The sequence below is a fragment of the Flavobacterium algoris genome (assembly GCF_048158525.1).
Lineage (GTDB): Bacteria > Bacteroidota > Bacteroidia > Flavobacteriales > Flavobacteriaceae > Flavobacterium > Flavobacterium algoris.
Window position 1 is genome coordinate 1 of record NZ_JBLNKT010000021.1, and the last position, 23,807, is coordinate 23,807.

A 23,807-nucleotide genomic window follows, 5' to 3' on the forward strand; every position below is an offset into this window, starting at 1 on the left:
TCTAACAATTTGAAGCTTTAAAGACATACTGTAATCGCGTTGGGTGCGTTTTACATAATTTATGTTTTCTTCCATAACGATCTTTTTTGTGTATCGCTATTTCAGGACGGGACATTTAGATACAATAAAAAGCCATTCGCAATTCGAATGGCTTTTTTTATGCAACAAAATTGAACAATTCTATTATTTCTTATATGGTTTGTCTTTATCAACATATAAGAAATAGAAGTTCATCTGAGCATTAAAAAACAGTAATCTCATATTCTTCATTAACATTAGTCGTTTTTATCTTAAATTTGATTTTCAATTCAAACCATATCTAATGGTTTAGTTTAAAATAATAACTCATGAAATCGCCATGATTCAAAATCACAAACAATAATGGAGAATGGCGATACCATATTCCTATAAAAAATAAATATTAACTTCGTATGAAAATCAACTCCCTTATAGTAGAAATAGACGGTATCGATAAAGAAATATTACGTGACCTGATGGAAGATGCCCGAAAACCAATTCTTCAAATCGCGAACAAAATAGGGATTTCAGGAGCCGCCATTCACCAGAGATTGCGAAAACTGGAACAATCCGGCGTGATTTCTGGGTCCAAGTTTACGGTAAATCATAAGATTTTGGGTTATAATACAATGGCCTTTGTTGGAATTTACTTAGACAAAGCAGCTCGAAACCCAGAAGCCGTGAGAGATTTGAAAAAAATTCCCGAAGTGCTGGAATGTCATTATACCACTGGAAACTGGTCGATATTAATCAAGATTATTTGTCGCGATAATGAGCATTTAATGCATTTGCTCAACACAAAAATTCAGGCTATCGAAGGCGTTTCCAGAACAGAAACCTTCATATCATTAGACCAACAAATTGATCGACAGATTCAACTCTAAAAAGACTTTTAGATTTATAAAACAAAGAAACCGTCTCGTTAAGATAACAAGACAGTTTCTTCTATAATTCTCTAAAGATCTAACAATCTAATTTCGTCTTCCGCCCATGTATATCGAAACATAATACAACAGCGTTGCAATAGACCCCAAAGCAGCAACCACATACGTTCTGGCAGCCCATTTTAGTGAATCTTTTGCTCCAGCCTGTTCTTGCGGCGTCAGCATTCTTTTATTTTCCAACCAAGCCAAGGCACGATTACTCGCATCATATTCTACCGGTAAAGTAATAATAGAGAACAAAGTTGTTGCCGCAAAAATTACGATTCCTACCAATAACAATTGAGGAAAAGTTCTCATCATCAAAATACCAGCCAGTAAAATCCACTGCATGTACGTTGAAGCGACATTTACGATTGGAACTAATTGCGAGCGCATAGTCAACCATCGATATCCTACAGCATGTTGTACTGCATGACCACATTCGTGAGCAGCAACAGCGGCCGCAGCAGCATTTCGTTGGTTATAAACCGCCTCGCTTAAATTTACTGTTTTATCCAAAGGATTATAATGATCCGTTAATTGTCCCGCAACCGAGATTACCCGCACATCCCGAATTCCATTATCAGCAAGCATTTTCTCGGCAATTTCAGCACCGGACATTCCGTTTTGTAATTGTAATTTAGAATAATGTTCAAATTTGCTTTTTAGTCTTGAACTAACTAACCAGCTGAAAAGCATAATTGCTCCGGCAAGAATCAAATAACCCATTCCCATATTTTTGTTTTTTAATTGTATCGTTTAAACTTATAAAAGAATCATCAAAATCTGAACCAATTTTTTACAATGTCAATTTGGCATCCTGAAATGGAACGCAGATGAAACGAATTTGCGCGGATTTCATGAATGGGAATAAAAAAATCCAAATTCTAATATAGAATTTGGATTTCAGAATAATTGTAAATTCTATTTTTATCCCACCAAATTAATAATTTTCCCCGGAACAATAATCACCTTATTTGGTATTTTACCGTCCAATTGTTTGATGGTTCTTTCGTCTTTCATTACGATTTCCTCGATTTGTTCCTTGGTTAAATCCAAAGGTAAAACCATCGTGAAACGCATTTTTCCGTTGAAAGAAACTGGATATTCTTTATTACTTTCCACCAAATGTGCTGGTTCGAACACTGGAAAAGCAACCGTTGCAATCGAACCCGTATTTCCTAACAACGACCATAATTCCTCGGCGATGTGTGGTGCATACGGCGAAATCACAATCGCTAATGGCTCCAGAATCGCACGAGAATGACAGTTTTGGGTTGACAATTCATTCACACAAATCATAAATTGTGAAACCGATGTATTAAAAGAGAAACTCTCAATATCTTCCGCCACTTTTTTGATAGTTTTGTGCAATGATTTTAAGTTGTCTTTAGTTGGTTCGTCATTGGTAACAATCAAACCATTTTCATCAAAATACAAACGACACAGTTTTTTCAAGAAACCAAAAACGCCTGAAATTCCTGCCGTGTTCCAAGGTTTCGCTTGTTCCAATGGTCCTAAGAACATTTCATACAAACGCAACGTATCCGCTCCGTATTCAGTACAAATATCATCTGGCGTTACAGCATTAAACCAACTTTTTGACATTTTACCTATTTCTGTTTTAGCAAAAATTTCGTTTTCAGAAATATCAATTGAGTATCTAAAAGTACTATCTAAAGATATCAAATTTACATCAATCTTATTAGTTTGTGAATCAACTCCTTTTATAGGAATTCTCTTGTACTCATAATTATAATTAATATTTGAAATTTGAAATTCGAAGAACTCATCATCTATTACATCTAAAGTTTCAAAATCACCTTTACAATCAATAAATGAATATTCTGACTTCATCTTTTTCAAAACGGGAGAAAAAATCAAACACTTTTTAGCATTTATCTTTTGTTCTATAATAGAAGTTAAATTATTTTCAATATTTGAAAATGAACTATTAGGTTCTTCAATTAAATCAAAAAACACCTTCACAAAAATTTCATAACCAAATACATTACCGTATTTTTCTGAAATAAAGGGATTATCCTTAACGTCAATTTTAACATTAACATCGATATAAGGATAATAACCAATATTTCCCAAAATCATTCCCTGATTAATCAGTTTTTTGAACGGTTCTTCGGTTGGTGCAAAACCTTTGTCTTTTAGGAATTTGTTCCAAAAACGGGAATATAATAAATGTCCGGTTGCGTGTTCGCTTCCGCCAATGTATAAATCGACGCTTTCCCAATATGCCAAGGCGTCTTTACTGGCAAATTCATTCTTGTTATGTGCATCCATATAACGCATCCAGTACCAAGAACTTCCCGCCCAACCTGGCATCGTGTTCAATTCAAGAGGATGAATTGTTTTATTGTCGACTAAATCCGTATTAACTACTTCATTCGTTTCTGTATTCCAAGCCCAAACCAAAGCATTACCTAAAGGCGGTAAACCATCTTCGGTTGGCAGGTATTTCTCTACTTCCGGCAAGATGATTGGCAAATGTTGCGCATCAATCATTTGCGGCAAACCATTTACATAATATACCGGAAACGGTTCTCCCCAATACCGCTGGCGAGAGAAAACGGCATCACGCAAACGGTAATTCGTTTTTCCTTTTCCTTGGTTTAATTTTTCCAGTTCCTCAATTACTTTTTGAGTTCCTTTTTTATAATCTAATCCATTTAGGAAATCAGAATCTACTAATTGAAAACCTTCTTTGGCTCCAAAAGCAGCTTCAGAAATATCTTTATCAAAAATGTTTTTGATTTCGGGCATTCCATTTTGACCTTTGAAAAAATTCGCAAAAGCATAATCTCTTTCGTCGCCACAAGGAACCGCCATAACGGCACCTGTTCCGTAACCCGCCAAAACATAATCCCCAATCCAAACTGGAATTGGTTCTTTCGTAAACGGATGTTCTGCATACGCTCCCGTAAATACTCCCGAAATGGTTTTTACATCGGCCATACGTTCTCTTTCGGAACGTTTTGACGTTTTTTCTATATAGGCTTCTACTTCCGCTTTTTGTTCCGGAGTAGTGATTTGCGCTACCAATTCATGTTCTGGCGCCAATGTCATGAACGTAACTCCAAAAATTGTATCAGGACGCGTTGTAAAAACATCTATATATTGTTGCTCCCTTTCGACGGTAGAATTTTGACTTTTGACTTTAAAAGAAACTGTCGCTCCAACGGATTTCCCAATCCAGTTTCTTTGACTTTCTTTGATACTTTCGCTCCAGTCAATATCGTTCAGCCCTTGTAACAAACGTTCCGCATAAGCCGAAATTCGCATGCTCCACTGTGTCATTTTCTTACGAACCACAGTAAAACCACCTCGTTCAGAAACGCCATTTACGATTTCGTCATTCGCTAAAACTGTTCCTAATCCCGGACACCAGTTAACCTCAGTCTCGGCTAAATAAGTCAATCTGTATTGCAGCAAAATTCGCTCCTGCTGTTCTTTTGCGAAAGCATTCCATTCATTTGCTGAAAAAGCTTCAATAGTATCATCACAAACTGCATTGACATTCGTATTTCCTTCCGTTGAAAAAATGGAAACTAAAGTTGAAATATCTTCTGCTTTATCGCTGTTTTTATTGTACCAAGAATTGAATAATTGGATAAAAATCCATTGGGTATGTTTGTAATAATCCGGATTTGAAGTACGCACTTCCCTGCTCCAATCGAAGGAGAACCCAATTTTATCCAATTGCTTTCTGTAACCCGCAATTTTATTTCCTTCTTTATCCGTTCCTCCGTCAATATTTACCGAAGTCGTATCTTCCGGACGTTGCCCCGTTTGAATGGCATATTGCTCTGCAGGCAATCCAAAACTGTCATAACCCATAGGGTGCAATACATTAAAACCTTGGTGTCTTTTGTATCTTGAATACACATCAGAGGCAATATATCCCAGCGGATGCCCAACGTGCAATCCCGCTCCAGATGGATAAGGAAACATATCAAGTACGTAATATTTAGGTTTTGTTGCGTTATTTTCAGCTTTAAACGTTGCGTTATCTAACCAATATTTCTGCCATTTGGCCTCTATTTCGTTCGGATTGTATTTCATTCCTCTTTTTTATTGTTTTTTAAATGGAGTCATGCTGTCGCGCACTCAAGTCATTCCTCTTTTTTATTGTTTTTTAAATGGAGTCATGCTGTCGCGCACTCAAGTCATTCCTCTTTATGTATTGTTTTTTTTAATGAAGTCACGCTGTCGCATACTCAGGTCATTTTATAAAAGTTGTAAAGTGACAAAGACTTTTCAGGATGGCTATTTTAGGTGCCAAATTTAAGGTTATTGTACATTGTACCAAAGCTATTTCTTTGACAAAGAAAAAAATAAATAATTAATTAATCAAAACTAAGTAAAAATACTTATTTTTGTAAAATAATATATACGTACTTTGAATTTATCAAATCCTACATAATTTTATTTATAAGTAGTTAGTTGCTTTTCACTATATCTTTTAAAACATACTGATGGAAGAAAATAAAAAATACACTATAGCGGTCAGAATTTGGATTGAAGAAGCTGACGGCCCTTTTTTAGGCATTGGAAAGATATGGTTGCTGGAGAATATCGCAAAAACGGGTTCAATCACTAATGCAGCCAAAGAAATGAAAATGGCCTACCGACAAGCTTGGCAATTGGTTGAAGAAATGAACAAACGTGCCGAAAAACCACTGGTAGAAAAACTACTTGGCGGCAAAGGTGGTGGTGGCGCCAGATTGACGGAAGCCGGAGAAAGAACCATTCGAACTTTTTATGAATTAGAAAAAAAAATTCAAGATTTTGCCCGAAAAGAAACGTTGAATTTGAAATTTTAAAAAATTTGAATAGCAGTATTCTTTTTAAAACATACTGAAAAATCAAAACTATTATGAGCCCAAAATTATATCTGACCCTAGTACTACTAAGTTTAAAAAGCTTTGCCCAGTCTCAAAAAGAAAATTCAAAAACAAGTCAAGACAGTCTCAAAAAAGAAATACTAAAGGAAGTAGTCGTTACCGCTTCCCGTATTCAAGAAACGTTTATACGATCTCCTATAAGTATTGAACAATTAAAATCGGCTGATACAAAAAACATGGGCTCTCCATCCAATTTTGATGCGCTCGAAAACTTAAAAGGAGTTCAAATTATCACACCAAGTTTAGGTTTTAAAGTCATAAACACGAGAGGATTTGCCAACACAACCAATGTACGGTTTGCCCAATTAGTAGACGGTATAGACAACCAAGCGCCACATTTAGGGGCACTTGGAGCAAACGACCTTGGAGCAAACGACCTTGACATCGATAAAATTGAAATAATTCCCGGAGCGGCTTCTGCACTATATGGAATGAATGCCATCAATGGACTGGCAAATATCCAAACCAAAAATCCATTTGAATATGAAGGATTGAGTATTCAGCAATTAACCGGAGTCAATCATGTTGGACATGCAGACCGCTTCTCTCCAAAGCTTTATAACCAGACCAATTTCCATTATGCAAAAGCAATAAATTCCAAAATAGCTTTCAAAATAAACGGTTCCACAACCGGAGGAACGGATTGGGTTGCAGACAACAGAACCGATTTGGCTCCAAATATAAATTCTTCAACCAATTTATATGGTGCTGATAATCCCGCTTTTGATGAAGTAAATGGTTATGGAAACGAATCAGCAAACCGAAGAACGGTAACCCTGAACGGTAAAAAATATGTAGTTTCCAGAACGGGTTATAGAGAAACCGACATTGCAGATTACAATATCCAAAACTACAAAGGTGATGTTGGCTTCTATTTCCGTCCAAAAAAGGGACAGGAATTGGTCCTAACTTATAAAGGAGCTTTAATCAATACGGTCTACCAACGTTCGAATCGTTTTAGATTAGAAGATTATACCTTACATCAATATAGCATTGATTACCATACCGATATTTTCCAGATACGAACCTATTTAACCCAAGAAAACACTGGAAAATCATATAATATGCGCTCTCTGGCAGAAAACATGGATCGGGCTTTCAAATCGGACGACCAATGGTTTTCGGATTATACAACTGCTTACAAAAATGCAATAACCACTGGGGCTACCGTTGCAGACTCCCAAAGAATGGCTAGAACAGCCTCTGACCAAGGAAGATTTATTCCCGGAACCGATGCCTTTAACAATAAGAAAGACGAGTTAACCAACATCAACAATTGGGATTTTGGTGCCGCTTTGCACGTAAAATCTTCTTTAGTGCATGCGGAAGGCTTGTTTAATTGGGATAAAGCTTTTGCTGACTTTTTTAAAAAAATCGATACACAACTCTTAAGTGGTTTCGATTATAGAACGTACATCATTGTTCCCGATGGAAATTACTTTATAAATCCTGTTGATGACGGCAAAAACCTGACCTATGGAAAAACAGGGGGATTTACCCAGTTAAGCACCGATTTATTTGACAAAAAATTACGCCTGAGTGCAACCGTTCGCGCAGACAAAGTAGACTATTTCGATCTGAAATTCACCCCTCGATTTACCGCTGTGTTTTCTCCAAAAGAGGAAATCAACTTTAGAGCTTCTTACCAAAGCGGTTATAGATTCCCGAGTATTTTCGAAGGATTTTCTAACGTTAACAGTGGTGGTGTAAAACGCGTGGGTGGATTACGCATCATGTCTGACGGGATTTTCGAAAATTCGTACACAAAAGCATCTATCGATAAATTCCAAGCACAGGTAACTAGCGACATCAATACACTAGGTCTAACACAGGCACAAGCCATTGATAAAAACAAGGGCATTATCCAGAAAAACCCATATACTTATTTACAACCTGAATTTGTTCGTTCTTTTGAATTTGGATTTAGAGGAGCTGCCCTAAAAAAGAACTTGTTTATTGACGCCGATTTTTATTACAACTCCTATGAGAATTTTATCGCTCAAGTTGAAGCAAGTATTCCTAACACAGCAGATGCAGCACTTATACCAACTTCGCTATATTCTAAAGCTTCGCAAAGTCGCTATCGTTTGTGGACCAATTCTAAAAGTAAAATCTACAATTACGGAGGCAGTTTAGGATTGAAATACAAATATAACAATGTGTTTTCATTTTTAGGGAATGTAACCTACACAAAATTAGACCGAACAGATGATAAAGATGGACTGGAAGATGGTTTTAACACGCCTAAATTCATTGTGAATGGAACAGTAATAACAGAAAATTTATGGAAAACCCTTGGTGCAAGTATTACGTATCGCTATCAAAATAAATATGATTATGTTTCTTTCCTTGTTAGTGGTGAAGTACCCGCCTATTGGTCCATGGATGCACAGGTCAATTATAATTTTAAAAAACCAGGTGCAACTGTTAAACTGGGAGGGACTAATTTTCTCAACAAAACGTATTACTCTATATTGGGTGGACCTTCAATTGGAGCATTGTATTATTTATCATTGACTTGGAATATTGGTAAAATCTAAAAAAAGAGTATTTAAAAGATTGGTTTGCTTTTGAAATTTACGTTTATTGTACGAAAGTTAAAACTTTGAGCGTTATTAACTTTAAATAAAGAAATTCTTTATTATTTTTACCCCATAATTTAAGTAAACTATGAGTTCTTCCTTTGATAAATTTCAAAAACGCAGATTAATTTCCTCTTATTTTTCGGTTGTACTAAGTGTATTCTTAGTGTTATTCCTATTAGGAATGTTAGGATTTTTCATTATAAATTCTAAAAAACTGGCCGATGATTTCAAGGAAAAAATTGCCATGACGGTGTTTTTCAAAAACGATGCTAATGACAGTATTCTGAAAGCTTTTGGAACCGAATTAAAAAAAGCTCCTTTTGCAAAATCATACGTTTATGTCACTAAAGAAGCTGCAGCAAAGCAACATACTGATATTATAGGTGAGGATTTTATGGAATTTCTTGGTGAAAATCCTTTGCAAAACTCCTACGATATTCACTTAAAAGCAGATTATGTAATCAAGGACAGTATTGCAAAAATCGAAACTCGCTTACGCAAAAATGCCATGATTTCGGATATTGTTTATGACAAACAATTAGTGAATCTGGTAAATGACAATATCAAAAAGGTCAGTATGTGGATTTTAATAATCAGCGGATTTTTTACCGTTATCGCCGTTTTATTAATCAACAGCTCTTTACGTTTATCCATACATTCGAATCGATTTATCATCAAAACCATGCAAATGGTTGGTGCTACGAAAGCCTTTATCAGAAAACCATTTGTGATGCGAAGCATAAAACTGGGAATGATTGGTGCAGGTTTAGCGATTTTAGCGTTGATTGGTGTTTTGATTTACGTTCAAACTAATTTTCCTGACCTTGGTATTCTTGACGACAAATTACTGGTTGGCTTAGTTTTATTAGGTGTTTTGGGTATTGGTATTTTGATCACTTGGTTGAGTACTTATTTCGCAACACAACGCTTTTTGAACTTAAGAACAGACGATCTTTATTAATTTTAGATTGCAGATTTAAAAAAACAGCCTTATAATTCAGCATTTTTAGATGCTGAAATAAATTCAGCATAAATGAAAAACGAAGAACAAAAACAAGAATTTCTTTTTGACAAAATAAACTATAAAATCCTATTGATTGGAATTGGAGTAATTACTTTGGGATTTATTCTAATGTCAGGTGGCGGAAGTAATGATCCAAAAGTATTTAGTGAAGCAATATTTGATTTCAGAAGAATTCGTTTGGCTCCAACAACTGTTTTAATCGGTTTTGGGATTACCGTTTATGCCATTCTTAAAAATCCAAAAAAAGCATAAATGAATACACTACAAGCTATTATTCTTGCCATAATTGAAGGAATTACTGAATTTCTACCTGTTTCTTCAACTGGACATATGATTATCGCATCTTCTTTTTTTGGAATTGCACAGGATGATTTTACAAAACTATTTACGATTGTCATTCAATTGGGAGCTATTCTTTCAGTTGTAGTTTTATACTTTAAACGATTCTTTCAATCCTTTGATTTTTATTTCAAACTGCTTGTTGCATTTATTCCAGCAGTAGTTTTTGGATTGCTTTTCAGCAAAAAAATAGATGCTTTGTTAGAAAGCCCGGTTACTGTTGCCGTTTCTCTTTTGATAGGCGGAATCATTTTATTAAAAGTAGATGATTGGTTTGCAGTCCCAGAAGTTGGTTCTCCGGTCAGTAAAGAAATCACCTATCTGCAAGCATTCAAAATTGGTTTGTTCCAATGTCTTGCCATGGTTCCCGGTGTTTCCCGAAGTGGCGCCAGTATTGTAGGCGGAATGTCCCAAAAATTATCTCGAACTACCGCAGCCGAATTCTCGTTTTTTCTTGCCGTTCCCACCATGTTAGGCGCAACTGCAAAAAAATGTTATGATTATTATAAAGACGGATATGTATTGACACACGATCAAATCAACTTTCTTATCATTGGTAATGTGGTGGCCTTTATTGTCGCACTTTTAGCCATAAAATCATTCATCGGTTTTTTAAGTCGAAAAGGATTTAAACTATTTGGTTATTACAGAATTATAGCTGGGATTGTATTATTGATAATCCACTTTTTTATTCATCCCTTGACTATTATTTAATGACAGCCGAAGACTTTCAAAACGGACAAATCATACTCATTGACAAGCCTTTACATTGGACTTCCTTTCAGGCAGTGAACAAATTAAAGTGGGCTTTAATAAGCAAGCTGGGTCTTCCAAAAAAATTTAAGATTGGCCATGCAGGAACTTTGGATCCGTTGGCAACCGGATTGCTTCTAGTCTGCACCGGAAAATTTACCAAAAGAATTACCGAACTTCAAGGTCAAGCCAAAGAATATACTGGAACGTTCTATATAGGAGCGACAACGCCTTCGTATGATTTAGAAACCGAAATTGACCAGACATTTCCAACTGAACATATTGACGAGGCTTTAATTCAGGAAACTGTAAAACAGTTTTTAGGTGAAATAGACCAAAAACCGCCTATTTATTCCGCTATAAAAAAAGATGGCGTTCGCTTGTACGAGCATGCAAGAGCAGGAGAAACAGTAGAAATTGCTACTAGAAAAACAACTATACACGAATTTGAAATTACCAGAATCGCACTTCCTGAAGTCGATTTCAGAGTAGTTTGCAGCAAAGGAACTTACATTCGTTCGCTGGCTTTTGATTTTGGAAAAGTCATGAATTCAGGTTCGCATTTAACCGCTTTACGCCGAACAAAAATTGGTGATTATAATGTAAATAATGGAATGGATGTTGAAGCATTTGAACAAACTCTAGCTCCTCAATTGTAATCAAAAAAGCAAAAACACATGACAAATTCAAAAAATGAACTTGCGATGTGTTTTTTCTAAAAATTAAAGTAGTTTTAATCCATACTTTTTTTGTTTACTTGGCTGTGCCATCGGTTTTAATAATGCGTTACGTTTTTACCCCCAAATAGTAAGCACGATAAATAATCATAAAACCTTTCAAATAGCTTTTTCATAACGATGTTTTTTTAATTGAAACAATATTTAAACACCAATAAAAAAAGTAAATTGTAAATCAAATAATAGACCTGGTTGGCAGTCACTAAGTTACGATTTATTTTAAAAACAACAACAACAAAAACAAAAAAACACACTTAATTATTAACACAAAGAAGTTAATAACCGTGCGTCTTTTTGTATTTAAAGATTCTGCATCACATCAATTATTTCCTGTTGTGTACTTAGACCTTTATCTTTTAAATACCATAATTGTAATTCTGTTTTGACTTTTTCATCAATGACTCCAAATTTCTTTTTATAATCATTTATCAAATCTGTTGCTCCTTTTGGTCTGGGTCCCCAACTGCCGAGCACGCTTCCGGTTTCTCTGTCAATTATAATTAGTTTGGGAATCGCTTTCTTTTTATTAGTCAAAAACAGCTCCATCAACTCTTCATTTTCATCACGCAAAACAACTTTCATTTCTATTTTATACTCTGAAGCAATAGTCATTTGATTGAAAACAGGCATTATTTGCGCTGCATCTCCACACCAGCCCTCAGAAATAACCAACCAGACGTATTCTCTTTTTAAATTTTTTATTTTTAAAATATTTTCATCTGAAATTCTCATCGTTTTATCCAAACGATCCATACGGGTTTCATTCAAAGAACTATACTGTGTCAAATTTTCGGATTGTTCATTTCCAGTTGATTTCCCATCAAATAATAAATCAGAAACTAATTTTCTATATTCTGAATACGAATGACTGTGAAATAATGCTTTAGCTACTATTGTTTTCATGATAAAATCTTTATACATACAAAGTTACCATAAAATTGGGTCTTAAATATGACTTATATCAGTTACAGTTACACAAAAAGAGTAATTTTATAACAAATATTTAGAATGGATTTAAAAACAAAATCGATAGGACTGGTACTTTCTGGCGGAGGCTCTAAAGGTATCGCACATGCTGGTGCAATTAAATTCTTGGAAGAGAAAAATATCTTTCCTTCTCGTATTGCAGGAACAAGCGCAGGCTCAATTGTTGGTGCCTTGTATGCCTGGGGAAAAACACCCGACGAAATCCTGGAGTTTTTTAAGTCTATCTACCTATTTCATTGGAAACATTTTACCTTCACCAAAGCAGGTATAATTGATTCTGAATCTTTCAAAAGTTATTTTCATGCTATTTTCAAGGATGCCTTACTACAGGATCTCAAGATTCCAATTCATATTACAGCGACTGATATGGTAAGAGGAAGGCTAAAAATATTTGGTCCTGAAACAACCATTATTGATGCTATTCTCGCTTCATCTGCATTTCCCGGAATTTTGTCACCTTACGAAATCAAAGGAAAATTATATAGTGATGGTGGCATATTAAATCATTTTCCCACAGATATTTTACAAGGACAATGTGACACTGTAATTGGAGTTTATGTAAGCCCTATCCAAAAAATTGAAGCGAAAGACTTAAATTCAATAAAAGCCGTAACTACCCGCGCTTTTGATATCCTTTCGGCAAATTCAAATATGCATAAATTCAATGTTTGTGATTGGGTTATTGAGCCAAAAGATTTGTGCCTCTATAGTACTTTTGAAACCAATAAGATTAAGATGGATGCCATCTTCAACATTGGCTATGAAGCCGCAAAAAAATCCTATGGAAAACTTAATTTATAAATTTTAAATAACACTTTTTTTAAAAAACAGAATATGTCTATATTTGCACCAATCAACGCAACACAAAAATGAAATACAAAAGAATTCTTCTAAAACTAAGTGGCGAAGCTTTAATGGGCGACTTGCAATACGGAATTGACCCAAAAAGATTAGCTGAATATGCTGACGAAATCAAGCAAATTCATGAAAAAGGAGTAGAAATAGCCATTGTAATAGGTGGTGGAAATATTTTTAGAGGAGTTGCCGGAGCGAGCGCAGGAATGGACAGAGTGCAAGGAGATTATATGGGAATGCTTGCCACAGTTATTAATGGAATGGCCTTGCAAGGGGCATTAGAAGATAAAGGAATGCTTACTCGTTTACAAACGGCTTTGAAAATTGAAGCTATTGCTGAACCTTATATAAAAAGAAGAGCCGTTCGCCATCTTGAAAAAGGCCGAATTGTAATTTTTGGTGCAGGAACTGGAAATCCTTATTTTACAACGGACACTGCTGCCGTTTTACGTGGTGTGGAAATCAACGCCGATGTAATTCTAAAAGGAACTCGTGTTGATGGGGTATACGATTGTGATCCTGAAAAAAACGCATCTGCAGTGAAATTTGATTTTATCTCATTTGATGATGTTCTTAAAAAAGGATTAAATGTAATGGATACCACAGCATTCACATTAAGCCAGGAAAACAAATTACCAATAGTAGTTTTTGACATGAATAAAGTAGGTAACTTGTTGAAAATTTGTGAAGGAGAAAACATAGGAACAGTAGTAAATATATAATAGACTAATTAGATTATTAGACTACTTAGATTGTTAGATAGACTAGATGATTAGTGGAACTAAAAAACTAAAAGCTTAATAAATCTAAGAAGTCCAAAAGTCTAAAAAACTAAAGATCTAAATTATGACAGAAGAAATTGAATTTATATTAGATAGTACTAAAGAATCTATGACAGGTTCTATTGCGCATTTAGAAAAAGAATTTTTAAATATTCGTGCAGGAAAAGCATCTCCAGCAATGCTAGGAAGTGTTTTTGTAGATTATTATGGATCCGCAACACCGCTTTCACAAGTATCTAAAATTAGTGTTCCTGATGCCAGAACGATTACTTTACAGCCTTTTGAAAAAAACATGTTACAAGTAATTGAAAAAGCAATTATGGTAGCAAACATTGGTTTCAACCCAATGAATAACGGGGATGTAATTATCATAAGTGTTCCTGCATTAACTGAAGAAAGAAGACGTGATCTTGCTAAACAAGCTAAAGTAGAAGCTGAAGATGCTAAAGTTGGTATTCGAAATGCAAGAAAAGATGCTAATACTGATATTAAAAAACTAGAAAAAGAAGGAACATCCGAAGACATTTGTAAAAGTGCCGAAGAAGAAGTTCAAAACTTAACCAATAGCTACATCAGAAAAATAGACGAACTTCTAGTGCTGAAAGAAGCTGAAATAATGAAAGTTTAAGTTTCAAATCAATCAATATTAAAAATCCGTCCCGACAAAATTACGAGACGGATTTTTTTATTCTTATTTTTGCCATAACAAAATGAGATTGTACCCGTTTTGTAATAAAATGTATTTATGAAGCAATTTTGTTTGTTGTTCTTTTTATTTACGATTTCGCTTCAGGCACAATTTCAGGCAAATGGAATTGTAAAAGATTCTTCAACAAATAAACCACTCCCTTTTGCAACCATTATTACAGATAATAGTATAAATACCATCTCCGATGTTGACGGAAAATTTAGTGTTTTATCTCTAATTCCCATATCAACTTTTGATGTTTCTTATATTGGTTTCATCAAAACTACTGTTCCTATCCAGAAAAACAAAAACTATTATATTGTAGTTCTTTCCCAAAAAACAAATAATCTGAACGAAGTTCTTGTGCCAAAAGAGAATCCGGGTTTGGCAATTATTAGGAAAGTAATCGAAAACAAAAACAACAATAATCCCCAAAAAAAACTAAACAGTTTTGAGTTTAAATCCTATAATAAATTAATTGTAACAGCTAATCCTGATTCCATTGACGGAAGAATCGATTCTGTTTTTATCCAAAAATCCATTGGAAAACAGTTCTCTAAAATTGATTCCTCTGATTATAAGTTTAAAGAAATTATCCGGAAACAACACTTGTTTCAAACCGAAAAAGTGTCGCAATACCAATTCCATAATTCGAAATTAAAGGAAACGATTTTAGGCACTAAAATGGCTGGTTTCAAACAACCTATTTATGAAATTCTTGCTTTTAATTTGCAGTCTTTCTCTATTTATGATTCGAGTTATGAACTTTTTGAGACCAAATACAATAGCCCAATTGCTAACGATGCTTTAAAGGATTACAACTATAAACTACTCGACTCTTTGACAATAGATGGTAGGAATACCTATATGATTTATTTTAAAAACAAGAAGAAAAGGAAAGCATCGGGACTAGAAGGAGTATTGTATATTGATCAAAATAATTTTGCTGTCGCCAAAGCTATCATGCGTATAAAAGGAGTGCTTGACATTAGCGGAACGCATAATTTCAAATACATTCCTAGTGAGAATTTATGGTTTCCATCTGATAAAACTTTTAAAATAGTAAAAGGCAAAAATGATGACGATCTAAAAATTCTGGGCGGAACCATTCAATTTGACGGTGATGTAGAAAAAGATTTTAAAAGAAGAAAAAAAGAAGCTTCAGATTACACCTACTTGTTATCACAAAGCAATAATTTTGATATTCATTACAATACGCCAATAGAAATTAAAAAAGCATCCATTTATATCGAGATTAAAGACGATGCCATTAACAAACCCGAAAATTTTTGGAACAGCTACAGAAAAGACAGTTTAGACAGTCGAAGTAAAAACACCTATTTAGCACTTGACAGTATTTCTGTAAAAAAAAGAATAGAAAGCCGCATCCGTTTTGGCAGAAAAATCATCAATGGGTATTTGCCTATAGGAAAATTTGATTTAGACCTGCGAAAATTGTTTAGCTATAATAACTACGAAGGCTTCCGATTGGGAATAGGCGGTATTACAAACGAGGATTTTTCAAAAAAATATAGAATTGAAGGCTATTCTGCTTATGGAACAAAAGATGGTAATTTCAAGTATAACTTAGCAACGGCAACTCGGGTGGGGAAATTCTCCAATTCTTGGATTGGTGTTTCTTACACTGATGATGTTCGGGAAATTGCCAGTACTTCCTACGCTATAGATAAAAGAATTTTTAAACTCTATGATCCTAGGCCTATAAACATTAGTACATTTTACAAATATGTGAGTTGGAAAACATTTATAGAAACTAAAATCATCCCTAAAACAGAAAGTATATGGGAACTTTCTCATTCTGTTGTGGAACCCAAATTCAACTATCTGTATAATCTTAATGGGAAATTATATTCTAATTACACCATGACAACAGCAATGGTATCCTTGCGATGGAATCCTTTTAGTGATTATATGCAAACACCAACAGGAAGAATTGAAGTAGAAAAACGTTTCCCAAAATTCACCTTTCAATATACACAATCACTACCTAAAATTTGGCAAAATGATTTTGTCTTCAGTAAAATTGACTTCAAAACCGAATATGAAAAAAAATATTTAAACGGTCAAAAAACGAGTTTGCTTTTTGAAGCGGGATATGCTTTTGGTGACATTCCACTGACCCATTTGTACAATACATCCCCTAATAATTTAAATAAAGAAACGATAATTCAAAGAATTACTTTTGCAGGGAAAAACAGTTTTGAAACTATGTATTTTAATGAATTTTTCTCCAGTGAATTTGCTTTTTTTCAATTCAAGCATAGCTTTAGTCGCGTTACTATATTCAAAAAAATAAAACCTTCCTTAGTTCTTGTATCCAGAATGGCTTGGGGAAATATGAAAAAACCGGAACAACATGTTGGTGTCGATTACAAAACTTTAAATAACGGCTTTTTTGAATCAGGAATAGAACTTAACCAAATTTTTAAAGGTTTGGGACTGAGTGGATTTTACCGTTACGGATCCAATCAACTTCCTAAATTTGAAGATAATATCGCTGTAAAAATAAATTATGTACTTAATTTAGGTCTTTAAACTAAAAACAAAGTCCTGCAAGTTTTATAAAAATGCAGGACTCTATTTGTTTTTATTTAAAATATTTTATGGTTTAATAATCAATACTGACGGTGTATTATTAAGCCAGATACTGTGGGAATCCAGTAGTTTTTTCCAACTTTCTAAACTAATAATCATCAAATCCTGATGTTCTAAAAACTCTTTTTTAATCGTTCTTTCCTGCATCATCATAATATGATTGGGCGCTATTTGTTCTATGGAACGAATCCCTTCTTGGATTTTTCGATTGTTTCTAATGTGCCCAACGGCATCTAAAACGGTAATTTGGGAACCATTATTGTGAATCAATTTCTGAGCAAATTCAATCAAAAAAGCATCTTCATCACTAAAAATAGGCATAAAAACCTGATTGATTTCATCTAATTCTTTATCCACGAGAATTCCAACTGACATTTTACTTTTAGCAATAATTTGCCTTGTTCTTTCATCAAAAGGAGAGTTTTCAAACAAGCCTTCTTTTCCAGTAAATTTATCAATCAAACGGTCTGGATTGATGATTCTTGTCGTAAAACCAAGCACTTTCCCTAGTAATGTTCCTTCAAAAATAGACTGTCCTAAACCTACTAATAACAAGTCATAGTCACCATGATTTGCTGTGTCCGTTATATCCGAATCAATGTCATTTGATGCCTTGAAAAGGGTAATTATTTTTTGATTTAGATTTTCTGATTCCGAAATAACCGGTAAAAACATTTCTCGTTCATAATCTTTCACATCAAAGGAGTGCAACTCTGAACTCAAGGATAAATGCATTGCGGTGACAACGCTATTCCCACTTTGCTTTTTAACCAAACTATTGGCCACTTTCAACAATGTTTTTCCTTTTTCGGGTGTAGCAAAAGAGATCAGCACTTTGTATTTACTTTTATTACTGATTTCTTCTGGTACGACGTTGCTTTTCGTTTTAAAAATAAAATTAATTAAATCCAAAGCCGGACCGGTCATAAAAGTGGTTGCCAGTGCCATAATAACCATCATGGTGAAAATTTGAGTGGACAAAACACCTAAATCATACCCAATATTCAGCACCACCAATTCCATTAAACCCCTTGTGTTCATTAATGTACCAATCGACAGGCTGTCTTTCCAACTGTGCCCAACGAATTTTGCCGCAAGCGCACTACCAAAAAACTTACCTACTACTGCCACCAAAATAATCAAGCCTGTAATTTTCCATAAATAAGGATCGTCGATTAATCCTATTTGGGTGCGTAAACCCGTAAAAACAAAGAATAAAGGGAGCAAGATTACAACAGACACGTCTTCTACTTTTTCGATAAAAATAGTACGGAATTTATTATTTTCCGGCATGATTGCCCCAGCCAAAAAGGCTCCGAACAAAGCGTGAATCCCTATTAACTCAGACGCATAAGACGACAACAATAATGTCAAAAAGAAAATAGCCACAACGGGTTTATTCAGACTTTCCCTGGTGGAATTCAAATCACCAACTCTTTTCAGGAAAGGGCGAACCACTTTTAGCATTACAATTACATAGAGTATCGCCAGTCCAATAACATATAACGAACTCATAAAAGAACCCGCTTTTACAATGGCGATTACTGCTGCCAGAATGCACCATGCCGTAATATCATCGGCAGCGGCACAAGTAATTACAATTGCTCCCAATTTAGTTTTATGAATTCCGCGTTCCCGAACGATACCTGCCAAAACCGGAAATGCCGTAATACTCATGGCAATTCCCAGAAACAAGCCAAAAGAAAGAAATTCAACACCGGGAGGCGCAAAAGAATGGTATATAAAATAAGCAAGTCCCAACCCTAAAGTAAACGGAATAATAATACTGGCATGACTAATAACAACAGCATCATGCGCTTTATTTTTAAGCACTTTTAAATCCAATTCCATTCCAATGACAAACATAAAAAGGATCAACCCAATTTGGCTCAAAAACTGCAAGTTGCCTAACGAGTCTTTTGGAAACAACATTGCCGAAAATTCAGGAAAATACATCCCGATTAAAGAGGGACCTAAAACAATCCCTGCAATCATCTCCCCTATTACTGTTGGCTGCCCAATTCTTCTACAAACCCATCCAAAAAATCGAGCTACCAAAATAATAGTTACGATTTGCGCCAGAAGAATGGCTAGAGGATGCTGCAAATTGTTGTTCATCGACGTCAAAAAATCATTCCAATGTCCGTTTTCTATTTGGTAACGAACAATATTCTGTCCTATTTCCAATGTTTTCCCTTTTAGGATAATCCAATACATCAAGGCAGAAAATCCGCCTATAATTATCAAATAAAAAAATGAATTTTTAAAACTTCTCATGCAACCTGTTTTTTAAATTATCAATGTTTTGCGATGCAAATATGGGAAGTGATTTTTGAGGAATAAAGGAAAACACAAGGTAATTTCCTTCGAATGTAACAAGATAGGAAAACTTTGTAATAAGTTAGATTTTGACTTTTATTGAAAAATCCGAACGATAGGTTTCGCTCAAAATTAGCGTAGTGAATTTTCCGTTTTGTTCTTGATGGTTTAGCGTAATTTCATTGTGATTGAAAAATTTCACCGCCGTCATCGCAATAATTTCTTTTTTATTCACTCTGCAAAAATCAGTATTAGGAAGTTGGCTTAAAAGCGAATCAAAATTAATATTTTTTAAAATCAGGGAACTGCCATCAACCAGAAACACTTCCTTATCTCTACTGTCAGTCACAGCAGTTTTGATGTATTGAATCTGATGAAAATACAACAATGCTTTCCCTTTATCCGTATTCAAATGAATGAATTTTTTAGTAATTACCGGTTTATTGAATCGCTCCAAAGCCTTTGCAACTGCTTTTTGCAAACGCTCTTTTGTAACCGGTTTTGTGATGTAATCAACCGCATCAATATCAAATGCTTCGGCAGCGTAGTTTTTATAAGCCGTGGTGAAAATGACTAATTTATTTTGTAGTAAACCCGCAAGAGTCAAACCATCAATCCCAGGCATTTCGATATCTGAAATACACAAATCAAAATCGAGTTTTGGAATTTCAGCCAGTAATTTCTCCGGATCATTGAATGCCTTTACGATTTCTAATTCTGGAATTTGCTCACACAGCATTTTCAGGTACGTTAACCCCGGCAATTCATCGTCCAGCAGCAAGCATTTGAGTTTTGTATTCAAGAAGATTGATTTTTAAGTGCGCAATGTAAATGTCATTTTCGACAAATTTATCCAGTTTGAACTGATTTTTGTATATAATTTTCAATCGTTGTTCCAATGTCGTGGCTCCAATGCCACTTCGTTCTTTTTTCAATGTCTTTTTATCTGAAATTTTATTCGAAACCGTCAAATAGAAACAATTGTCTTTGAATTCAAACAACACCGAAATAAAGGCGTCTGCACTTTGCAAATCAGCATGTTTAAAAGCATTTTCTATTAAATCAATCGAAATTAAAGGTGCTAAAAGTCGTTGTTCATAAAGCATTTCGCCTTCATTGATTTTGGTTTTCACTTTCAATTCAAAAAGCGGGCTAACTTTAATTTTATTGATTTCTATCAAATTCAGTGCAAACTCGATTTCTTCTTTTGGGGAAACAAACTTTTTTTGGCTTTCATATAAAATGTAATCCAACACATTCGCCAATTTATCCAACGCAAAGTACGTTTGATAGGCGTGTGACTGAATCGAATTGAGAATGTTTTTAAAAAGATGGGGATTAAGCTTGGATTCCAATGTTTCCAACTGTAAAGTATTCACTTTCATTTCCAGTAAATGAAATTTCTCTTCCACACTTTCTTTCGCTTTTCCTGATTGAATTAATCGATAAATAAGATAACAAAGTGCAATTATAAGGATCAGAATAATCGCCAGAAACATATAAATCACACCATTATTTTCTTGAATTTGATTCATATTTTATATTTAAAATACTTTAGAAAGTAAAATCATTTTTTGAGTTTAATGACTCGACACGAATTTCAGCCCAATAATCGAAGCGATTAAAGTAGTGATAAAGAAAACCCTCCAGAAATCAGCCGGTTCTTTAAAAATAAAAATTCCTACCAAAACAGTTCCCACGGCTCCTATTCCTGTCCAAACCGCATAGGCAGTTCCTATTGGCAATGTTTGCGTAGCTTTATAAAGCAATACCATACTAATGGTCAAACAAACTAAAAAACCACCCAACCATAGTGTGGCGGTAATGCCTGAGCTTTCTTTAGCTTTACCTAAACAAGTTGCAAAACCCACTTCAAAAAGACCTCCTATAATCAATAAAATCCAGTTCATTTTTAATGTTTTAAAATCAATACAGACGGAACACCACTCAACCAAACACTTCTTGAATCTACCAGCGTTTTCCAACTTTCGAGACTTATTAACATTAAATCCTGTTTCGCTAAAAATTCTTTTTTAACGATTTTATCTGTGATGATGCCAATGTTATTTGGGTATTTTTGTTCTAAAGAATTTATGGCACTTTTAATCACAAAGTTAGAGTCAATATGGCCATTTACATCCAAAATCATTATTTTAGAATTGTTATTGTAAATTAATTTTTGGGCATATTCAATCAAAAAGGAGTCTTCCTGACAAAAAACAGGAAGAAAAACTTCGTCCACATTTTGTAAATCTTTGTCAATCAAAATCCCGATAGGCATCTTGGTTTTAGAAATAATCTGTCTGGTTCTTTCGTCGAAAGGGGAATTTTCAAACAATCCCTCTTTTCCAGTAAACTTGTCAATCAATCGGTCCGGATTGATTATTCTGGTTGTAAAACCAATCACTTTTCCAAGTATTGTCCCTTCAAAAATTGATTTCCCCAAACCTATAAGTAACAAATCGTAATCGCCTTGATTCGCAATATCTGCAATATCCGTTTCAATGTCAATCGTGGCTTTAAAAATAGTGGTGATTTCCTGTTTTAGAATTTTAGATTCCTCAACAATTGGAATAAAACTATTTTTCTCTTTATCCTCCATATTAAATTGATGCATTTCATCACTCAAAGACAAATGCATTACTGTAATAGAGGACGTTTCCTTTGTTTTCTTTAATAAACTGTTGGCCAATCGTAAGAGTGACTTCCCTTTTTCATTATTTCCAAACGAAATTAATATTCGGAATTTATTATTTCCAACTTCTTCGTTGTCAACATTGTCTTTCGTTTTAAAGATGTAATTGATTAAATCCAAAGCAGGACCAGTCATAAAAGTAGTGACCAACGCCATGATAACCATCATCGTAAAAACTTCGGGAGTCAACACCTTAAGTTCTAATCCGATGTTTAACACGATTAATTCCATCAACCCTCTGGTATTCATCAAGGCACCAATAGTTAAACTGTCGCGCCAACTCTGACCTACAAATTTAGCAGCCAAAGCACTTCCTAAAAACTTCCCGACAACCGCAACCAGAATGATAAATCCAGTTACTTTCCATAAATAAGGATCATTGATAAGTCCAATCTCCGTTTTTAATCCTGTAAAAACGAAAAATAAAGGCAGTAAAAGAATCAAAGCAACATCCTCGACTTTTTCAATAAATATAGATCTGAATTTTGGAACATCAGGCATAATAGCTCCCGCCATAAAAGCTCCAAAAAGCGCATGAATACCAATCACTTCAGTAGCATACGATGAAAGTATAAGCACCAGAAAAAAGATGGCTACAACCGGTTTTATAATACTATCCTTACTTCCATATAAATCCCCGATTCTTTTCAAAAAAGGCTTTACGATAAAAATCATCAATAGCACATAAATGATAGCCAGCGAAATAATGTAAAGCGAACTAACGAAAGTTCCTGCTTTTACAATCGCAATTACTACCGCCAGAATACACCAAGCCGTGATATCATCCGCAGCAGCGCAGGTAATAACGATGGCGCCAAGTCTTGTTTTATGAATTCCTCTTTCCTGAACAATTCTTGCCAAAACAGGAAAAGCAGTTATACTCATGGCAATTCCCATGAACAAACTGAAGGAAAGAAATTTTACGCCTTCGGGGGCAAATCTATTGTAAACGAAATAAGCTAAACCAATTCCAAGTGCAAAAGGAATAACTATACTGGCATGACTAATTACAACGGCTTCATTGGCTTTATTTTTTAATACTTTCAAATCGAGTTCCATTCCTATGACAAACATAAAAAGGATCAATCCTATTTGACTCAAGAATTTTAAATTTCCTAGGGATTCCAACGGAAATAAAGCGGCTGAAAATTCCGGAAAATACATTCCTAATAAAGAGGGTCCAAGGACAATCCCGGCAATAATCTCACCAATCACAGAAGGTTGCCCGATTCTTTTAAAAACCCAGCCAAAAAAACGGGCCACAAGTATTATCGTTATAATTTGGGCTAAAAGTATCGCTAAAGGATCTTGAAAGTTATGTTGCATTGAAGCTATAAAATCATTCCAAGAACCATTTTCAATTCCGGAAACAGTGATCTTTTTACTACTTTCTAAGTGTTTTCCTTTTTTAATAATCCAATACATTAAAGCCGTGAACCCACCGGTTACACCGAAATAAAATAATGCATTTTTATAGTTTTTCATATTTATTTTTAGGTGAACTTACTCCTCTTTTAAAAATGCAAAGATGAGAAAACCAAATATATAATTTATATCTCATAAATTA

Annotated in this window: 19 protein-coding genes; 11 read left to right on the top strand and 8 right to left on the bottom strand. The window is 34.5% G+C overall.

The window, feature by feature from the left end; all coding sequences use genetic code 11:
• The first annotated feature begins 431 nt into the window (after positions 1 to 431).
• Complete coding sequence (locus tag ACM55I_RS11305) at positions 432 to 902, top strand: Lrp/AsnC ligand binding domain-containing protein (protein WP_143387568.1); 471 nt, start codon at positions 432 to 434, stop codon at positions 900 to 902.
• Positions 903 to 989: 87 nt separating this feature from the next.
• Here the strand turns inward: ACM55I_RS11305 and ACM55I_RS11310 are convergent, their stop codons facing one another.
• A complete protein-coding gene (locus tag ACM55I_RS11310; protein WP_416846904.1) occupies positions 990 to 1,676 on the bottom strand; it encodes a zinc metallopeptidase in 687 nt (228 codons plus the stop codon).
• Between the two features lie 195 nt (positions 1,677 to 1,871).
• Positions 1,872 to 5,018 carry a leucine--tRNA ligase gene (locus ACM55I_RS11315; protein WP_416846905.1) on the bottom strand — a complete coding sequence of 1,049 codons (3,147 nt, stop codon included), beginning with the start codon at positions 5,016 to 5,018 and terminating at the stop codon, positions 1,872 to 1,874.
• Positions 5,019 to 5,431: 413 nt separating this feature from the next.
• On the opposite strand from ACM55I_RS11315, the gene ACM55I_RS11320 reads away from it, so the two are divergent.
• The 6 genes from ACM55I_RS11320 to truB all read left to right on the top strand — a co-directional run bounded on the left by ACM55I_RS11320 (position 5,432) and on the right by truB (position 11,220).
• Positions 5,432 to 5,779 (top strand): winged helix-turn-helix domain-containing protein, encoded by a 348-nt coding sequence (locus ACM55I_RS11320; protein WP_416846907.1) that lies wholly within the window; start codon positions 5,432 to 5,434, stop codon positions 5,777 to 5,779.
• Between the two features lie 53 nt (positions 5,780 to 5,832).
• On the top strand, positions 5,833 to 8,400 hold the full coding sequence (locus tag ACM55I_RS11325; protein WP_416846908.1) for a TonB-dependent receptor: 2,568 nt from the start codon (positions 5,833 to 5,835) through the stop codon (positions 8,398 to 8,400).
• Between the two features lie 130 nt (positions 8,401 to 8,530).
• A complete protein-coding gene (locus tag ACM55I_RS11330) occupies positions 8,531 to 9,406 on the top strand; it encodes a cell division protein FtsX (protein ID WP_416846909.1) in 876 nt (291 codons plus the stop codon).
• A 72-nt stretch (positions 9,407 to 9,478) separates the two neighbouring features.
• Positions 9,479 to 9,721 carry a DUF3098 domain-containing protein gene (locus ACM55I_RS11335; RefSeq protein WP_416846910.1) on the top strand — a complete coding sequence of 81 codons (243 nt, stop codon included), beginning with the start codon at positions 9,479 to 9,481 and terminating at the stop codon, positions 9,719 to 9,721.
• The gene (locus ACM55I_RS11340; protein ID WP_416846912.1) at positions 9,722 to 10,522 is read left to right on the top strand and encodes an undecaprenyl-diphosphate phosphatase; all 801 of its coding nucleotides are present in this window, start codon (positions 9,722 to 9,724) and stop codon (positions 10,520 to 10,522) included.
• Positions 10,522 to 11,220, top strand: a complete 699-nt coding sequence (gene truB / locus ACM55I_RS11345) for a tRNA pseudouridine(55) synthase TruB (RefSeq protein ID WP_416846913.1) — start codon at positions 10,522 to 10,524, stop codon at positions 11,218 to 11,220. The genes ACM55I_RS11340 and truB overlap by 1 nt, the downstream gene beginning before the upstream one ends.
• A 378-nt stretch (positions 11,221 to 11,598) precedes the next feature.
• Here the strand turns inward: truB and ACM55I_RS11350 are convergent, their stop codons facing one another.
• The gene (locus ACM55I_RS11350; RefSeq protein ID WP_416846914.1) at positions 11,599 to 12,201 is read right to left on the bottom strand and encodes a thioredoxin family protein; all 603 of its coding nucleotides are present in this window, start codon (positions 12,199 to 12,201) and stop codon (positions 11,599 to 11,601) included.
• Positions 12,202 to 12,306: 105 nt separating this feature from the next.
• Here ACM55I_RS11350 and ACM55I_RS11355 point away from each other — a divergent pair, with 105 nt between their 5' ends.
• From ACM55I_RS11355 to ACM55I_RS11370, 4 genes are all read left to right on the top strand, one after another.
• Positions 12,307 to 13,086: a patatin-like phospholipase family protein gene (locus ACM55I_RS11355; RefSeq protein ID WP_416846915.1), complete on the top strand. Its 780-nt coding sequence runs from the start codon at positions 12,307 to 12,309 to the stop codon at positions 13,084 to 13,086.
• Between the two features lie 68 nt (positions 13,087 to 13,154).
• On the top strand, positions 13,155 to 13,862 hold the full coding sequence (gene pyrH, locus ACM55I_RS11360; RefSeq protein ID WP_416846916.1) for a UMP kinase: 708 nt from the start codon (positions 13,155 to 13,157) through the stop codon (positions 13,860 to 13,862).
• Between the two features lie 124 nt (positions 13,863 to 13,986).
• Positions 13,987 to 14,550, top strand: a complete 564-nt coding sequence (gene frr / locus ACM55I_RS11365; protein ID WP_039108610.1) for a ribosome recycling factor — start codon at positions 13,987 to 13,989, stop codon at positions 14,548 to 14,550.
• Between the two features lie 117 nt (positions 14,551 to 14,667).
• Complete coding sequence (locus ACM55I_RS11370; RefSeq protein WP_416846917.1) at positions 14,668 to 17,166, top strand: DUF5686 family protein; 2,499 nt, start codon at positions 14,668 to 14,670, stop codon at positions 17,164 to 17,166.
• 66 nt (positions 17,167 to 17,232) lie between these two features.
• Here ACM55I_RS11370 and ACM55I_RS11375 read toward each other — a convergent pair whose 3' ends face one another.
• From ACM55I_RS11375 to ACM55I_RS11395, 5 genes are all read right to left on the bottom strand, one after another.
• Complete coding sequence (locus tag ACM55I_RS11375) at positions 17,233 to 19,503, bottom strand: cation:proton antiporter (protein ID WP_416846918.1); 2,271 nt, start codon at positions 19,501 to 19,503, stop codon at positions 17,233 to 17,235.
• A 124-nt stretch (positions 19,504 to 19,627) separates the two neighbouring features.
• Positions 19,628 to 20,347, bottom strand: coding sequence for a LytR/AlgR family response regulator transcription factor (locus tag ACM55I_RS11380; protein WP_416846919.1), 720 nt, complete (start codon positions 20,345 to 20,347; stop codon positions 19,628 to 19,630).
• Positions 20,310 to 21,080, bottom strand: coding sequence for a sensor histidine kinase (locus tag ACM55I_RS11385; protein ID WP_416846920.1), 771 nt, complete (start codon positions 21,078 to 21,080; stop codon positions 20,310 to 20,312). The genes ACM55I_RS11380 and ACM55I_RS11385 overlap by 38 nt, the downstream gene beginning before the upstream one ends.
• 45 nt (positions 21,081 to 21,125) lie before the next feature.
• Positions 21,126 to 21,455 (bottom strand): DMT family transporter, encoded by a 330-nt coding sequence (locus tag ACM55I_RS11390; protein WP_416846922.1) that lies wholly within the window; start codon positions 21,453 to 21,455, stop codon positions 21,126 to 21,128.
• Positions 21,456 to 21,457: 2 nt separating this feature from the next.
• The gene (locus ACM55I_RS11395) at positions 21,458 to 23,725 is read right to left on the bottom strand and encodes a cation:proton antiporter (protein ID WP_416846923.1); all 2,268 of its coding nucleotides are present in this window, start codon (positions 23,723 to 23,725) and stop codon (positions 21,458 to 21,460) included.
• Positions 23,726 to 23,807: the final 82 nt, after the last annotated feature.

Bases quoted from the DNA above. Each gene is read 5' to 3' on its own strand.
- ACM55I_RS11385 (WP_416846920.1), bottom strand. From the start codon at position 21,080: ATGAATCAAATTCAAGAAAATAATGGTGTGATTTATATGTTTCTGGCG.
- ACM55I_RS11340 (WP_416846912.1), top strand. From the start codon at position 9,722: ATGAATACACTACAAGCTATTATTCTTGCCATAATTGAAGGAATTACT.
- ACM55I_RS11375 (WP_416846918.1), bottom strand. From the start codon at position 19,503: ATGAGAAGTTTTAAAAATTCATTTTTTTATTTGATAATTATAGGCGGA.
- ACM55I_RS11350 (WP_416846914.1), bottom strand. From the start codon at position 12,201: ATGAAAACAATAGTAGCTAAAGCATTATTTCACAGTCATTCGTATTCA.
- ACM55I_RS11355 (WP_416846915.1), top strand. From the start codon at position 12,307: ATGGATTTAAAAACAAAATCGATAGGACTGGTACTTTCTGGCGGAGGC.
- ACM55I_RS11370 (WP_416846917.1), top strand. From the start codon at position 14,668: ATGAAGCAATTTTGTTTGTTGTTCTTTTTATTTACGATTTCGCTTCAG.
- ACM55I_RS11390 (WP_416846922.1), bottom strand. From the start codon at position 21,455: ATGAACTGGATTTTATTGATTATAGGAGGTCTTTTTGAAGTGGGTTTT.
- pyrH (WP_416846916.1), top strand. From the start codon at position 13,155: ATGAAATACAAAAGAATTCTTCTAAAACTAAGTGGCGAAGCTTTAATG.
- ACM55I_RS11310 (WP_416846904.1), bottom strand. From the start codon at position 1,676: ATGGGAATGGGTTATTTGATTCTTGCCGGAGCAATTATGCTTTTCAGC.
- ACM55I_RS11330 (WP_416846909.1), top strand. From the start codon at position 8,531: ATGAGTTCTTCCTTTGATAAATTTCAAAAACGCAGATTAATTTCCTCT.
- ACM55I_RS11395 (WP_416846923.1), bottom strand. From the start codon at position 23,725: ATGAAAAACTATAAAAATGCATTATTTTATTTCGGTGTAACCGGTGGG.
- ACM55I_RS11320 (WP_416846907.1), top strand. From the start codon at position 5,432: ATGGAAGAAAATAAAAAATACACTATAGCGGTCAGAATTTGGATTGAA.
- ACM55I_RS11325 (WP_416846908.1), top strand. From the start codon at position 5,833: ATGAGCCCAAAATTATATCTGACCCTAGTACTACTAAGTTTAAAAAGC.
- ACM55I_RS11335 (WP_416846910.1), top strand. From the start codon at position 9,479: ATGAAAAACGAAGAACAAAAACAAGAATTTCTTTTTGACAAAATAAAC.
- truB (WP_416846913.1), top strand. From the start codon at position 10,522: ATGACAGCCGAAGACTTTCAAAACGGACAAATCATACTCATTGACAAG.
- ACM55I_RS11305 (WP_143387568.1), top strand. From the start codon at position 432: ATGAAAATCAACTCCCTTATAGTAGAAATAGACGGTATCGATAAAGAA.
- ACM55I_RS11315 (WP_416846905.1), bottom strand. From the start codon at position 5,018: ATGAAATACAATCCGAACGAAATAGAGGCCAAATGGCAGAAATATTGG.
- frr (WP_039108610.1), top strand. From the start codon at position 13,987: ATGACAGAAGAAATTGAATTTATATTAGATAGTACTAAAGAATCTATG.